This window comes from Moraxella sp. CTOTU49803, from assembly GCF_032097965.1.
GTDB lineage: Bacteria > Pseudomonadota > Gammaproteobacteria > Pseudomonadales > Moraxellaceae > Faucicola > Faucicola tetraodonis.
Window position 1 is genome coordinate 712,641 of record NZ_DAMCJP010000001.1, and the last position, 13,961, is coordinate 726,601.

At 45.3% G+C, this 13,961-nt stretch carries 12 protein-coding genes; 7 read left to right on the forward strand and 5 right to left on the reverse strand.

Going from position 1 to position 13,961, the window contains the following annotated elements; genetic code table 11:
* Nucleotides 1-18: 18 nt before the first annotated feature.
* Genes RT422_RS03160 through RT422_RS03175 form a run of 4 tightly spaced genes read left to right on the forward strand, consistent with a single transcriptional unit; the run spans nt 19 to nt 7,033 of the window.
* Entirely contained in the window at nt 19-3,051 is a 3,033-nt protein-coding gene (locus RT422_RS03160) for a penicillin-binding transpeptidase domain-containing protein (RefSeq protein WP_313421240.1), read from the forward strand.
* A gap of 16 nt (nt 3,052-3,067) precedes the next feature.
* The gene (locus RT422_RS03165) at nt 3,068-4,657 is read left to right on the forward strand and encodes a hypothetical protein (protein ID WP_313421241.1); all 1,590 of its coding nucleotides are present in this window, start codon (nt 3,068-3,070) and stop codon (nt 4,655-4,657) included.
* A 57-nt stretch (nt 4,658-4,714) separates the two neighbouring features.
* Nucleotides 4,715-5,611, forward strand: coding sequence for a pseudouridine synthase (locus RT422_RS03170; RefSeq protein WP_313421242.1), 897 nt, complete (start codon nt 4,715-4,717; stop codon nt 5,609-5,611).
* Between the two features lie 51 nt (nt 5,612-5,662).
* Nucleotides 5,663-7,033, forward strand: coding sequence for an FAD-linked oxidase C-terminal domain-containing protein (locus RT422_RS03175; RefSeq protein ID WP_313421243.1), 1,371 nt, complete (start codon nt 5,663-5,665; stop codon nt 7,031-7,033).
* A 29-nt stretch (nt 7,034-7,062) separates the two neighbouring features.
* On the opposite strand, the gene thiE is transcribed toward RT422_RS03175, so the two are convergent.
* The 5 genes from thiE to RT422_RS03200 form a co-directional block, all read right to left on the reverse strand.
* Nucleotides 7,063-7,719, reverse strand: coding sequence for a thiamine phosphate synthase (gene thiE, locus RT422_RS03180; protein ID WP_313421244.1), 657 nt, complete (start codon nt 7,717-7,719; stop codon nt 7,063-7,065).
* The gene (locus RT422_RS03185; RefSeq protein ID WP_313421246.1) at nt 7,709-8,170 is read right to left on the reverse strand and encodes a GNAT family N-acetyltransferase; all 462 of its coding nucleotides are present in this window, start codon (nt 8,168-8,170) and stop codon (nt 7,709-7,711) included. The genes thiE and RT422_RS03185 overlap by 11 nt, the downstream gene beginning before the upstream one ends.
* Before the next feature lie 22 nt (nt 8,171-8,192).
* Nucleotides 8,193-9,125: a hypothetical protein gene (locus RT422_RS03190; RefSeq protein WP_050325366.1), complete on the reverse strand. Its 933-nt coding sequence runs from the start codon at nt 9,123-9,125 to the stop codon at nt 8,193-8,195.
* A 239-nt stretch (nt 9,126-9,364) separates the two neighbouring features.
* A complete protein-coding gene (locus RT422_RS03195; protein WP_313421247.1) occupies nt 9,365-9,667 on the reverse strand; it encodes a polyhydroxyalkanoic acid system family protein in 303 nt (100 codons plus the stop codon).
* Between the two features lie 72 nt (nt 9,668-9,739).
* Nucleotides 9,740-10,339 carry a TetR/AcrR family transcriptional regulator gene (locus tag RT422_RS03200; protein WP_060995738.1) on the reverse strand — a complete coding sequence of 200 codons (600 nt, stop codon included), beginning with the start codon at nt 10,337-10,339 and terminating at the stop codon, nt 9,740-9,742.
* Between the two features lie 223 nt (nt 10,340-10,562).
* Between RT422_RS03200 and RT422_RS03205 the strand changes: the two genes are divergently transcribed.
* The 3 genes from RT422_RS03205 to RT422_RS03215 all read left to right on the forward strand — a co-directional run bounded on the left by RT422_RS03205 (nt 10,563) and on the right by RT422_RS03215 (nt 13,952).
* Complete coding sequence (locus RT422_RS03205) at nt 10,563-11,312, forward strand: SDR family NAD(P)-dependent oxidoreductase (RefSeq protein ID WP_096488941.1); 750 nt, start codon at nt 10,563-10,565, stop codon at nt 11,310-11,312.
* A gap of 33 nt (nt 11,313-11,345) precedes the next feature.
* On the forward strand, nt 11,346-13,019 hold the full coding sequence (locus RT422_RS03210) for an FAD-dependent oxidoreductase (protein WP_313421249.1): 1,674 nt from the start codon (nt 11,346-11,348) through the stop codon (nt 13,017-13,019).
* 147 nt (nt 13,020-13,166) lie between these two features.
* Entirely contained in the window at nt 13,167-13,952 is a 786-nt protein-coding gene (locus RT422_RS03215) for a DUF1365 family protein (RefSeq protein WP_313421250.1), read from the forward strand.
* The last annotated feature ends 9 nt before the right edge of the window (nt 13,953-13,961 follow it).

Below are 13,961 nucleotides of genomic sequence, written 5' to 3' on the forward strand. Positions count from 1 at the left end.
AAAAATTAAAGGTTCAAAATGACCGAAAACCAAACCCCGAAAGACGAAAACAGTCAAGAAACTATGAACAGTGGCGATTTAGAAACTGTCAACAACACAGGTTCTGACACGCTGTCACAGGACGAAAATGTCGCTGATTCAACCACAGAGGTCGAACAAATCACCACGCCTGCCAATGCATCCGACAATACGCAAGCAAGTAAAACAAAAAATACTAACAAAAAAATCAAAAACGACGGTAAAGTTGCTAGTTTTCGGGTTTCTCAAGCGCTTTACAAAACCATTTTGACCAACTTACAAGTGATTTTGGTGGTGTTTGTTGTCGGTCTTATCGGCTGGGTGGCGTGGTATCTCTCGCCCTTAACCGCCTCAAATACCACGTACAATGCAGAGGCGAATGAAAACGCCGTGTCACTTGTCGTCGATAACCTAGGTATGGCAGATGTGGTCAACCAAGCCAACAGCCAAAATACTAATACCCAAAGTGCAAACGCTAATTTATCAACTTCGGTCAACGCCACGCCTGCCAAAACGTGCGATTTAACTCAGCCCAAAAACCAAGCCCGTTTTACCGACAGTATCAACCGAGTCAATCAAAGTCTGCTCAGCTTGTATCAGCAAAAACGTCTGGCCAACCAATACCAATTGCAAACTGCCAGCCTTTGGCAACAAGCCTGTGAGCAACATATCAACGAAGACGCGTTAGCCTTTGCGCTAAGAACGCTTGCCAGCCCTGAGCGATTGTTGCAGCTACAATGGCGAGAACAACAGCCCAATCGCCGCAACCAAAACGACCCCAATGTCGCCCATATGCCAATCAATTGGCTCACCCAAACCAACCCTTGGTATGGGCTACCGGGCTGTGTGTATATCAAAACCGCCAAAACGGCGGACAATCAAACAGGCTACCTGTATGTCGATAATCGTGGCAATACCATGACTGACACAGGTGACGTTGATCCATTAACCCAACTTTGTAATAACCCTAGATTGATTCCGGTGTCGGTCAAATCGTTGGCGGTTAAACCATTGACAGGGGCGGCGACTTTACCCAATGCGCCAGCATCTGACCCCAACAATGCTTTTACTAAAACCAAAAACGATGTTCAAAACCAAGCCAATGGCGTGCTGCAAACCCTACAAGACAAACCCACGCAAGACCCGAAAAAACGGATTGCCTCCACCAGCAAAACTGAGGTTGCTTTACCGACCAATCTAGGGTTGATGTATAGCGAATTGTCCAACATTCACGCCAGCCATTTTGACCGTCAGTTATTGGACGCTTATCAAAGCTACCAACAAAAAAATGATCAACGCAGCTGGTGGCAAAAACTCACGGCACCGCCAATCAATAGTATCAATATCGATGGCTCGGATATCAAAATCGGCTACAACATGGCGTTAACCCTGGATCCCGCTGTACAGACCACCGCCCAGCAAGTAGCGGACTGTGTCACCAATAACCCCAATGGCACGGACTGTAATAACGTGCTATCGCCTGCGTTGCAAAACGTCGCCAATGGCATGTATGAGAACGCCTTGGTACGCAGTATCGGTATCGCGGTGATTGATGTCAAAACCCAAGGCGTGCTTGCCCTTGCTAGCGCTGACTCCAACTGCTACCGTGCCGATAATGGCGATACCACCATTAAGCCCACAGGCTGCCCGATACTGTGGAAAAAAGACTGGAGCAAGCAAAACCTCATGAACCATGCGTTATACCAAACCGTATACCCAGGTTCGACCGTTAAAACCGTACAAGCATTGGCACTGGTACGCGCCAATCCACGGTTTAAAAATATGCAAACCCCTGAAGCGCAATATCTCAAACAAGTGATAGCAAGCTCATCTACCGAAAAAGTGGCGAATTTTTTATATTGTCAACGTACGACCAGTGCGATGTCATTACAACGTGACCGACAAGGCGTTTGCCCAGGTATGCCCGCCTTTAAAAAAGCCAGTGATGACATGGGCTGGAGTGTGAATTGCGCGGATAAAGGGGGAGTAAATTGCGGATTTAAAGATTTACTGTTTGGTAAAGCCTATAATAGCGACCCGATGCTACAAAGCCGCTATTTTTCAGGTGTACTGCTCACCGATGGCAAGCAAGATTACACCACCAAGCAATTGCAATTTAGCGAAAGCCAAGTGGCAAGCTGTGTCAAAGCCAATGGCGGACGTATGAACGGGGCGTGTCGTCAAGGGGGCGATATGCTCAATGCCAGCATGAACCAAGTGTTTGGCGCAGGCAATGCCAAAACCTCGGTACTGGGTGTATCGGATATGTTTGCCAATCTGCTGATTGCCGATAATGGCGCGACCCAACGTCGCGGCGTGCATTTGATTGAGGATTTGTGGGGCGTCAATCAAATTCCGCTGCGCCCTAAAGCCTGGCGAGGCGATGCCCAAAGCCAAGAGATATTGACCACAGCTACTAGCCAACTCGGCGCCATGCCTCTGGGCATCAACCAATCTGACGCCCGTGGTGCGCTTAATTTATTATCAGGTACGCTGCTAGCAGGCACAGGTTTGGGCGGCGGCAATGGCACAGCTTTTGCTGCCTGTAACCAAGCGATTGGTAGCTGTGCTTGGACACAGGGCGTGATAGTGGGCAAAACAGGCACACCCGGCTTTAACTACCCAACCACACAAAACGGTCGCAGCTTTTATACCCCCAATGTCACCGTCAGTATGGTGGCAAATCTTTGTAACAATGCGGACATTCGCGCAGGCAAAACTCAGCCATCGGTGGCGTGTTATGCTCGTCCGTATAAATGGTTTGTCTATGGGCTAAAAGATAAAACTGGCAAATGGGATAAAGCGGTAGCGGTATTGGTTGAACGTAACTGGACTAAAAACGGCTTGGTCGATGACCCTCGCGATGGCATTAATCGAGCAGTACAGGCAGGTATGATGTTAGCCAAACAGATGTATCAAAGCTCAGCAATTAGCCGTCCTACCAGCGACAACCCATTGGCCGACTCAGTGGCGAGTCCAGTAACTGATACTACGCAAGCTGTTAAAAAAACACAACATCAATCAAAAAGTTAACCATTAAGAGTAAATTATGGCTTACATCACCACCAATCACCGTTTTATCATTGACGACAAACACCCAAGCGATGTGTTTGATGAAATGGAAAATTTCTTTAGCCTTTACACCACCGCCATTGATGACTTACAACGGGTGAGCGTTCAGCTCTCGGTGCCGACGAGTTTTGATATCACTGCCAATAAGAAACTGGCAGAAAGCTACCGACAATTTACCCAAGCGCTCAAATACACCATGCCTGATATTCATATTTTGCCGATTAAAACCCATGCCGCCCAAAAAGCGGATGACGACGACACAGCCAGTGAAGCAGATAATTCGGTCATTTTGCTGATTCAACGGCTTGATGGCTATGCCCTAGATGACGAAGACGAGAACCCCAGTCTATATCAAAGCCTGTTAGGGCGACTGATTCCACGTTTTGTTGAAGAAAAATCCGAGGCGGGATTCTACCCTGAACGCGCCCCAATCACTTTGCCTGAACCTATCGGGCAACCAGCATCTTCAGCCCCGATACCTGTATCACCGCAGTATCCAAATCCAACCCCGTCCGTTTCGCCACCACCACAGCCTACTCAAGCTTATCAAACGCCTGTGCAACCAACACTACCGCCTTCAAACCCCAATCCAGTGCCTGCAGTTGCGCCGATGCAGCCGCCGCTGGTAAATACTGAGCCTATGCCATCTGTATCCTCTAATCCACAACCTACGAGGGTGCAAGCGCCAACAGCTGCGCCCAAACCGATGTTAACTGTGTTGCCAAACATCCAAAAATCCGCCAAGCCGTACCAAGATTTATTGACCGATGCGATTATGGCAGCGGCGAAACAATTGGTGGATAAATCCCAAGTGATTACTCAAATCACATTAAAATCCAATGATGGACTGACAACCGCGATGGTGGAGCAGTTATTTAGCAGTTTTAATCATGCCCATGAATCCACCCATACCCCGCATGATGCCATTGATTTGGTATCTTACGGTTATGAAGTATTAAAACCCAAGCTTGCCACAATTGGGGTAACCTTGTCCGACGAAGCGCAATTTGGGTTAAAAGCCAAAGTGCCAGCCACGCCAACGGATATCGCACGTTTGCAAAAAGGTGAGGTGTTTAGCAATGAGATTAAACTGGGTGTTAAATTCATGACTCAGACTCAGACTCAGACTCAGGCACAGCCAAACTCAAATCATCATATCCCAGCAAGCCTGCCCGCTTTTAGTACTGCTAGTACTGCGCCACGCCAAGCGCAAAGCAAACTGCCGCAGTTGAACCAAAATCTGCAGCAGATTGTTTTGACCATAAAATCTGTGGATGGGCTAGGGGAGCGCCAACAAAAAGTACGCGAGTTTCCGATTGTGTTTGCCAGTCGGGAAGCACAAATCGCGCATGCCTTACGTCTATTTGCTGCCAATGACCTAAAGCCGGCCAGCGGCGTGTATTTTGCGATTGTCGAATCTCAAGGGCAGCTGCTGATTGATGAGATTGACCCTAACATCAGCATTACCCGAAACGGTCAACCCATCAACCGACATGATGTTTTGCTGCCCAATGATGTGCTAAGCATTAATCATGCGATAACTGTGCAGTTGTTGTTAGCCCAATAAATAGGCGTAAAGTAAAACAGCATCGATAAAGTGATTTTTTAAAATGATAGATTTAACATGATAGAGCGCGGCATAAAACCCAGTAAGTTATATTTACCCCATGATAAGTCGTTTGTGGGTGGGCGGCTTATCGATTATTTGGCAGCGCATTTTTCCCATATTAGTTTGGCAAACTGGCAACGACGATTTGACAGCGGTTTAATTAGCCTTGAGCGTGGTGAGCCACTTAAACAAGATTCGCCCTATTTGGCAGGGCAAACCATCTTGTACTATAGGCAGGTTGAAAATGAGCCTATCATTCCATTTGAGCCCCATATTCTTCATTTGGATGAACATTTACTGGTGGTCGATAAACCGCATTTTTTACCCGTTACACCGTCAGGTCACTATGTCAGCCAAACCCTACTAGCCAAATTAAGAAATCATCCAGACTTACAGCAGTTAGCCGTGAATGATATTTCACCTTTGCATCGGTTGGATAAGGACACGGCAGGCGTGATGTTATTATCGGTTAATCCAAGTAGCCGCGCTTGCTATCATGCGCTGTTTGCCGATAGACACATACACAAAACTTACCATGCCATAGCACCGACTCGCAGCGATTTAAGTTATCCCTTTCACATTCATTCCAGACTTGAGCGTGGCGAGCCGTTTTTTTTGACCAAGACGACCCAAGGTGAGCCAAATGCGCACACTATGATTGAATTGATTGAAAATAATGGGGCGTTTAGCTTATACCGATTAACCCCGGTGACAGGCAAAAAACACCAGTTGCGAGTGCATATGGCTAGTTTAGGAATGCCACTGTTAAATGACAATTTTTATCCCACTGTCAAACCTAAAGGTACAACCGATTTTGCAAAACCGTTAAAATTGCTGGCAAAATCCATTGCGTTTATTGACCCATTGACTAACGAATTAAGGGATTTTAATAGTAATTTGAGTCTAAATTAATACAAAAAACAAATTGACTAGAGATAAAACTAGGTAAGGTAAGTTATGCAAATGAATGATTTTTCACAGGCGATTAATGTGCTACAAGCACGTTTTGGCAATCAATTATCGACCAATTTAACCACTCGTGAACAGCACGCCCATACTATGAGCTGGCTACCCAATGAGCCTGCCGATGCTGTTTTGACCGCTCACAACAAACACGACGTCGCCGATGCCGTCAAAATTTGCAACGAGTATAAAATGCCTGTGATTGCCTTTGGTGTTGGTTCATCGGTAGAAGGTCAGCTTAATGCCCCTCATGGCGGATTGTGCATTGATATGTCTGCGATGACCGAGATTTTGCAGGTCAATGAAGCGGATTTGACCGCCACCGTACAGGCTGGCGTGACTCGTGAACAGCTCAATCATCATTTGCGGATGACTGGGCTATTTTTTCCCATTGACCCTGGGGCAAATGCCACGCTTGGCGGTATGGTCGCCACTCGGGCGTCTGGCACGAATGCGGTGCGTTACGGTACGATGAAAGATGTCGTGCTGTCGCTTGAAGTCGTCATGCCAAACGGTGAAATCATCCACACAGGCACACGAGCCAAAAAATCATCGGCAGGCTATGATTTGACACGGCTGATTATCGGCTCAGAAGGCACGCTTGGTATTGTGACCGAGATTACGGTGAAACTGTTTGGTGTGCCAGAATGCACAGGCTCTGGGATTTGCCATTTCCCAAGCATTGACTTGGCGTGTCAAGCAGTGATGACAACCATTCAATACGGGTTGCCAGTGGCTCGCATTGAGCTACTCGATGCGGTGCAGATCAAGGCATGTAATGCGTATTCCCAATTAACCTTAAAAGAAATGCCAACCTTGTTTGTCGAATTTCATGGCACAGAAAATGGCGTAAAAGAACAAGCCGAATTGTTTGCAAGTATCATTGCTGAGTATCAAGGGCAAGACTTTGCGTGGGATACTGCCGAAGATAAGCGTAAACAGCTTTGGACGGCTCGCCACAATGCCTATCACGCCAGTCGAGCGTTACGCCCAGAATGTGGCAGTTTATCGACTGATGCGTGCGTGCCAATCTCGCGCCTTGCTGAATGCGTCACCGAAACGGTCAAAGACATCGAAAGCACAGGGATGCTTGCCCCGATTGTCGGTCATGTGGGCGATGGCAATTTTCATGTGTTGCTGCTCATCAATATGAAAGAAGAAAATGAAGTGAGAACCGCTGAAGGCATTTTACATCGCCTAGCCGAGCGAGCGATTGACATGGATGGAACTTGTACAGGTGAGCATGGGATCGGGCAGGGTAAACGTAAATATATGGATAAAGAACATGGCAATGCGATTTATTTTATGAAAGCGATTAAAAACGCCATTGACCCAAACAATATCATGAATCCTGATAAAATTTGGTATTAATTATTGATTTCATGATTATCTAATCATAATTATTTAATCATATTTTTGAGCTGTTCGCTCGCGAGTTTGACATCTTTTTGCCCCAAAATTGCAGAAACGACTGCTACGCCGTCAATCACACCACCAGTGGACATTTCGGCAGCTTGGAGCGCTTGTTGTAAGGCGGGCAGGGTGGTGTGATTGATACCACCAATGGCAACAATCGGAAGCGTTACCGCTTGTCGTATTTGCATTAAGCTCGCTATGGTAACTGTTTGGGCATCTTGTTTGGTGGATGTGGCAAACATCGCGCCAACGCCCAAATAATCTGCGCCGTCTGCTTGCGCTTGGATGGCTTGCTGGACGGTGCGCGCGGAAACCCCAATGATTTTATCCTTGCCTAAAATTTGCCGAACCACGCGACACGGCAAATCACTTTGACCGATATGCACCCCATCTGCCTCAACTGCGAGGGCGATATCGACACGGTCATTAATCAGTAATGGCACGTTATAGCGGTGGCAAATCGCTTTGATACGCAGCGCGCGCTCATAGAACTCTTTGCTAGCAATCGCTTTTTCTCGAAGCTGCACCAATGTCACGCCGCCCAATATCGCCTGTTCAACGGCTTGTTCAAGCGTCTGCTGTTGCAGGCAATTGCGATCTGTGACCAAATATAGCCGATAATCAGCACGGTTATGCATCATGTTTGACTTCCCATATCATATTGACATGCTCAATGCCATCTTCAAGGTAATAGTCACCTTGTATACAAAAGCCGAGCGCTTGATAAAATTGTATCAGATACGTTTGAGCGGCGATAAAAATCGGCTGGCTAGGGTAGTATTGCTGGCAAATTTCAATGGCTTTTTGCATCAAATCACGCCCATAATGATGACCACGAAAATCGCCAACCGTTAACACGCGACCAATCGCGACATAACCCAAATAATGATAATCGGGTGGGATAATCCGCGCATAACACGCCAGACTATTATCAATAAAACCCTGTAAATGCCAACACAGCAAATCTGTGTCATCAATGTCTGGATAAGCGCAATGTTGCTCTACAACAAACACATCACAACGCGCCTTAAAAATGCCATACAAGGCTTGTGATGATAACTGTGGCAGTAGATTAAGTGTAAACGTTAGCATACGAATAAATCGAACATCTGCATTATTTTAAGCTGGCTTGGCTGTCGATAGTATGCCATTTGACCATTTTTTTACCCAATAACGGCAAGCAAAACGAAGGCAATTGGTACGCGCCAATCAGCGGTAAAAACATCGCACCCATAAACGGCGTGGTGATGGTATACGCCAATAACACATTGCGGCCACCGCACGCCAGCGCAGAGATAATGGCGTTTTCATAGCCAAAGCGGCGGTATAAAAAATAGGCAGAAAAGTAAAATACTAACGACAAGACAGTGCCTAAACCAAACAAGCTTAACGCCTGCATGGGATTGGTGTCAAAGGTATGTCTAAAGCCCGACATCAATCCAAGCGGAAACATCATCAGTAGAATAATGTTAAACTTAGCAATTTTTGGATAATAAGTATTGAGCGTATCACGGGGAATGTATTGGCGTGCTGCGACCGCCAAAATCATGGGGGCGATAATGTAAATTAATAACCGCTTAATATACAGTACAAAGTCTAAATGGGCGTCCTTGCTGCCAAGCAACCACAATATCACCAGTAAGCTAACAGGCATCACCAACGTGGCTGTGATGGTTTTTGCCATGGCTAATAGTGCATCAAAACCCACTGCATTCACAATAGCGCCCGTACCAAATAGCGGTGCGGTGGCTGACAGACCCGCGATAGCCAACAACAAATCACCACGGACACCTAGCAAATAAGCAATCAAGGTCATGGCTAAGCTCATCAGCGCACTTTGGAAGATGGCAAATCCCCAAACATATTGGGTCGTCATGCGCCTAATCAGCTGGGTTTGGTCAATGCCCAACAAGGTAAAAAACATCAAGAAAAATAAAATCTGCGGCAGAAGCCCAAGGACAAAATGCGACAAGTCAGGAAATATAAATCCAATCACGCCAAACAATGGCATAAAAATCGTACTGTGACGGGCAATAAATCCAATCATGATAAATCCTTGGCGATTTTAATGATAAACAATAAATAAATAATTGAGTGAGCATACTACTCATTATTGATTGATAAATGCAAATGATTTTGCTGCTAATTGTCATTTCATCATTAAATTAATCACTATGCCATATATACCATTTTTGACGCCGATAGCTTTTATTTCGCATAATGTATATTATGTTAAATAAAATAATTTAAACTAAACGCTAACTGCCACTCAGCTCACTGTATATGCTAACGGTCTTTCACAGCTTGCAATGCGTTATCAAGATTTTGGTTCACTGTCTTTTCTATCAGCGGCAAAAAACTTTTGAATAAAAACCCAAGCTTTGCTTGCATATCAAATACCTTATCATCTACTGTTAACGTACCTGTCACACCGGCACGAGAAAAGTTGACGCGTATTTGCTCATCACTGCGCACTACATCGCAATGCATTTTATAGTCTTTTTCTGCTGAGACAATCCAGTCTTCGGTTATTCCAAAGGCTTGGGCTTTACTGATGCCATGCTCACGATGAATCACAAAATTACTCATACTTTTCTACTTTTTTTCTACGCTGTCTTGGATTTTTGGCTATTTATTGTTAGTGGTCTGCGTTAGCTTAATCTAGGTTAGCCCTTCAAAACACGTGCGGGTCACGATAGCGATAATCTCATCATCGTCATACAGCTGCGACGAGCGTAAAAAACCCAGTACAGGGTCACAAGCTCTGGCATATAAGGTATATAAAATTGCCAGTCCTGGTATGTTGCTTTGCAACTTGCCCTCTGCTTGCGCTTGCTCAATCCATTCACCGATGCTATCTGACAACATGACCAAGTTGTTGGTGTAATCATCATTGGCAATTAGCAGCTCGCGCAGCTGGGAGTTTTCACTCGGCAGATTTGGCATTTTTTGCGCCAGTTTTAGTCGCATCGCCCACTGTGTCAGCGCTTTGAGCTTATCGATGGCGGTTTGGTCGGTCGCGTTTAGCTGATTGATGATCTCAAGCGCTTTGTGCATGATATCAACCAGTGCCGCCATGCCTAGCGCTTCTTTACTGGGAAAATGTCGATACAATGACGCCTTGGCAATGCCCACCGTATCAGCAATCTCATCGACGGTCATCGCGTCATAGCCTTTGGTGGCTAACAAATGGTTGACCGTTTCAATAATCAGCGACTCACGCTCTAGCATCATTCGCTGTTTAAACGTTAACTTTTTCATCACAAGTTTCTAATGTTTTTCAGGTTTCTAATATTTATGAGGTTAAAAATTAGCTAATATTATACTACAAATGTTTTTATGATACTTATTATTTGATTATATACCAATAATTATATTTTTATACTAAATAGTATAAAACCTATTGCTAACTATCCGCTACTCTTTTATAGTATGCGGTAAGTCGTTTTCAAAATTTTGTATTGAGTTGTTATATTGAGTCGCTATGATGCCAACCTCCAATCCCTCAAAGCCTTTATCCATCGTCATTACAGGTGCAACCTCAGGCATCGGTTTACAGTTGGCAATGGATTATCTAAGTCAAGGTCATGAGGTGTATACGGTGGGTCGAAACAGCGATGTTTTGCACACGTTGGCAGCAATGGGAGCAAAAACGATTCAGCTCGACTTAACCGAGTATGATGCCGTGATGCAAGCTTTTAGCGACATTAAAACGCTGGATTTATTCATCGCGGCAGCAGGTGTTTGCGAATACATTGACATGCCAAACTTTGATTCGCGGTCTATCATGAGGGTGATGAATGCAAATTACGGCTCGTTAGTGCATGCCATCGAAGCGCTACTACCCGCCCTCACGGCAACTAAAGGTAAAATTGTCACCGTCGGCTCTGCTTCTGCTTTGGTGCCCTTTGTGCGTGCAGAGGGGTATGGTAGCTCAAAGGCGGCAATCCATTATCTGAGCAAAACCTTGCAAATGAGCCTGCAACCTTATGGGGTCAAAGTGGCTTTGGTAGTACCGGGCTTTGTCAAAACGCCGATGACGCTGCAGAACGACTTTCCAATGCCTTTTTTGCAAACCGTACAGCAAGCCAGCCAAGCCATTCAACAAGGGATTGCCAATGATGATAATGTCATTGAATTTCCGCAGATATTGGTACAGCCCTTAAAGCTGTTGTCGCAGTTACCTGATGCAGTATGGCATTTTGTGGGCTCAAAACTTTCTCATACGACTTAATCATTTGGCTTGGTTTTAAAGGTATATCCGCACATGGCAGTGTTTACAAAAAAATCCCCGCACTATAATCACACAGCCCTTAAGCCTGTGGTGGCTAATACTATAGTAGCCAAGCCTACTAAGCCAAATAGTACCACACCAAAGATTGCCATTATTGGCAGTGGTGTATCAGGGCTAACATGTGCGTATTATCTCAAAGACAGTCATGCAGTGACGATGTTTGAAAGCAATGATTATTTAGGCGGGCATGTCAATACGTTGGATGTCACCGTTACCGAGCGCTCAGCTTTTAAAAATCCGTTTAAACCATCAACCGAAAAAGTCGCTATCGATACAGGGTTTATTGTATTTAATGAGCGTACTTACCCCAATTTTATTCGCCTACTGGATGAACTCAACGTGCCATTTCAAAAAGCTGAGATGAGTTTTTCGGTTAAAAATACTTATATTAATTTTGAATACAATGGTCACACTTTAAACAGTCTTTTTTCTCAGCGTCGCCATGTGCTAAGCCCTCGATTTTGGCAATTTGTTCAGCAGATTTTACGCTTTAATCGCGAGACCAAATCACTATTAGCGAATTTTCGCCAAGCCGATAAAATGCAGCAAGCGGCTTTAAGCCAGCAAACACTCGGGGATTATTTAGACAGTCATGACTATGGCGAGTTGTTTAAAACCAACTACTTGGTGCCGATGGTATCTGCGATATGGTCGATGGGAATGAATGACGCCAAGCGTTTTCCCCTACTCTTTTTTGCCCAGTTTTTTGATAATCATGGTCTGCTAGATGTGGTCAATCGCCCACAGTGGTTTACCTTGGTGGGCGGCTCAAAGCAATACGTCAATGCCTTAATCACTCAGCTCGCTGCAGCAGGTACAACCCTGTATATCAATACCCCCGTGCAATCGGTCACGCGTGGCAAGGATGGCGTTAGCATTGAATTTATTCATCAAGGTAAGCGTCAAACCCAAGTGTTTGATGACGTTGTATTTGCTTGCCATGCCGATGTAGCAAGACGTCTACTAGCCGACATCTCTGAGACAGAATCGGCTATTTTAGGGGCTTTTGACTATACAGATAACGAAGCGGTTTTGCATACTGACACCCAAGTTCTACCCAAAAAACCGCTGGCTTGGGCAAGTTGGAATTACGCGATAGATAAACCCACCGCGCGCGTGGCTGACCAAAAACCCATATTGACGTATCACATGAATATCCTTGAGCGATTGACGGCAAAACATAACTATTTGGTGACGCTTAACACACCGATTAATGAAGCGCATGTCATCAAACGTGTGGATTATCGCCACCCTGTATATGACAACAAAATGACTGATGCCCAAAAACGCTGGCATGAAATTTCAGCGAAGCGACATACCCATTTTTGTGGTGCTTATTGGTTTAATGGGTTTCATGAAGATGGGGTAAAAAGTGGCTTGCGGGTATGCAAAAGCTTGGGGGTGGATATCGATATTTTGGTCACTACCAATACCACAGCTGCTTCAACCGCTGCTCAAATCAAACGGCTGTCTAAGCCCAGTAATAAGCCCAGCAAACCGTCGGCAGAATTTACCGTGTCAAAGTTACCGAGCCATGCTGATAAAAAACGCTCGGTGCTGCAGCGACGGCAAGTAACCGCCACGACCAACCATGCGTTTTGCCAGAACCTAGCGCATGATGGTTTGTGCAACACCCATCAAAGGTAAATCATCATGACATTTGCCCATCAAATCCTGCAAGGTGTGACTTGGCATGCCAGAAAAATCCCTACCAGTCATGAGTTTCATTACCCCTATCGGTTTTAGGCGGTCAATTTAACCCAGCTAGCAGACAATCCATTACCTAAGGTCAATATGGTCGCCAGTCATGTGCCAACATGGTTGCCCCAATGGCTGAAAAAATCGCTGCAACAATCATTGAAGATCCCTCTGCTATCACAACACCATTGGGCGCTTTACCAATTCCATCAAGCAGATTATTTTGCTATCAATCGATTAGACGCCTCTTTGGATAACCGCCTAACCGCGTCAGTAGGACAACCTGCGCCATCGGCTGGTTTATTGGTCAAAGCGCAACAAACCTGGCAGCAATTGACTGGCAGTCAGCCGATTGGCGAGGTGGTGGCTTTGGTGGTGTTACGTAATATGGGTTGGTATTTTAGCCCTGTCAATTTTTATATTGGCTTTGATGAGAACCACCAGCCAAGCCATTTTTTGGCAGAAGTCTCTAACACCCCTTGGAACAAACGCCATTACTATGGTTTTTTACTCACAGGTGAAAAGACCTTGTATCAACATGACAAAGGTTTTCATGTATCGCCTTTTAATCCCATCAATCAGCAATATCATTGGCGTGTTGAGATTCACCCTAAACGCTATGCATCGGCAAATGACAATCCCGAGCAAAATGGCTTTGATGTTGTGATTGATATTGGACTGACAGATAGTCGCGGCAAAGTGTTTAATGCAGGCGTGAGTCTTAAAGGCGTTCAATTGGATGAGGCTTCGGTGATAACGGCGATTAAGCGCCGACCCTGGATGAGTGCCACATCACTACTGCGAATTTACTGGCAGGCTTTTAAATTATACGTGCTAAAACGTGTGCCTTATCAAGCTTATAACCAACGTTTACCCCAGTAATTTACTGAA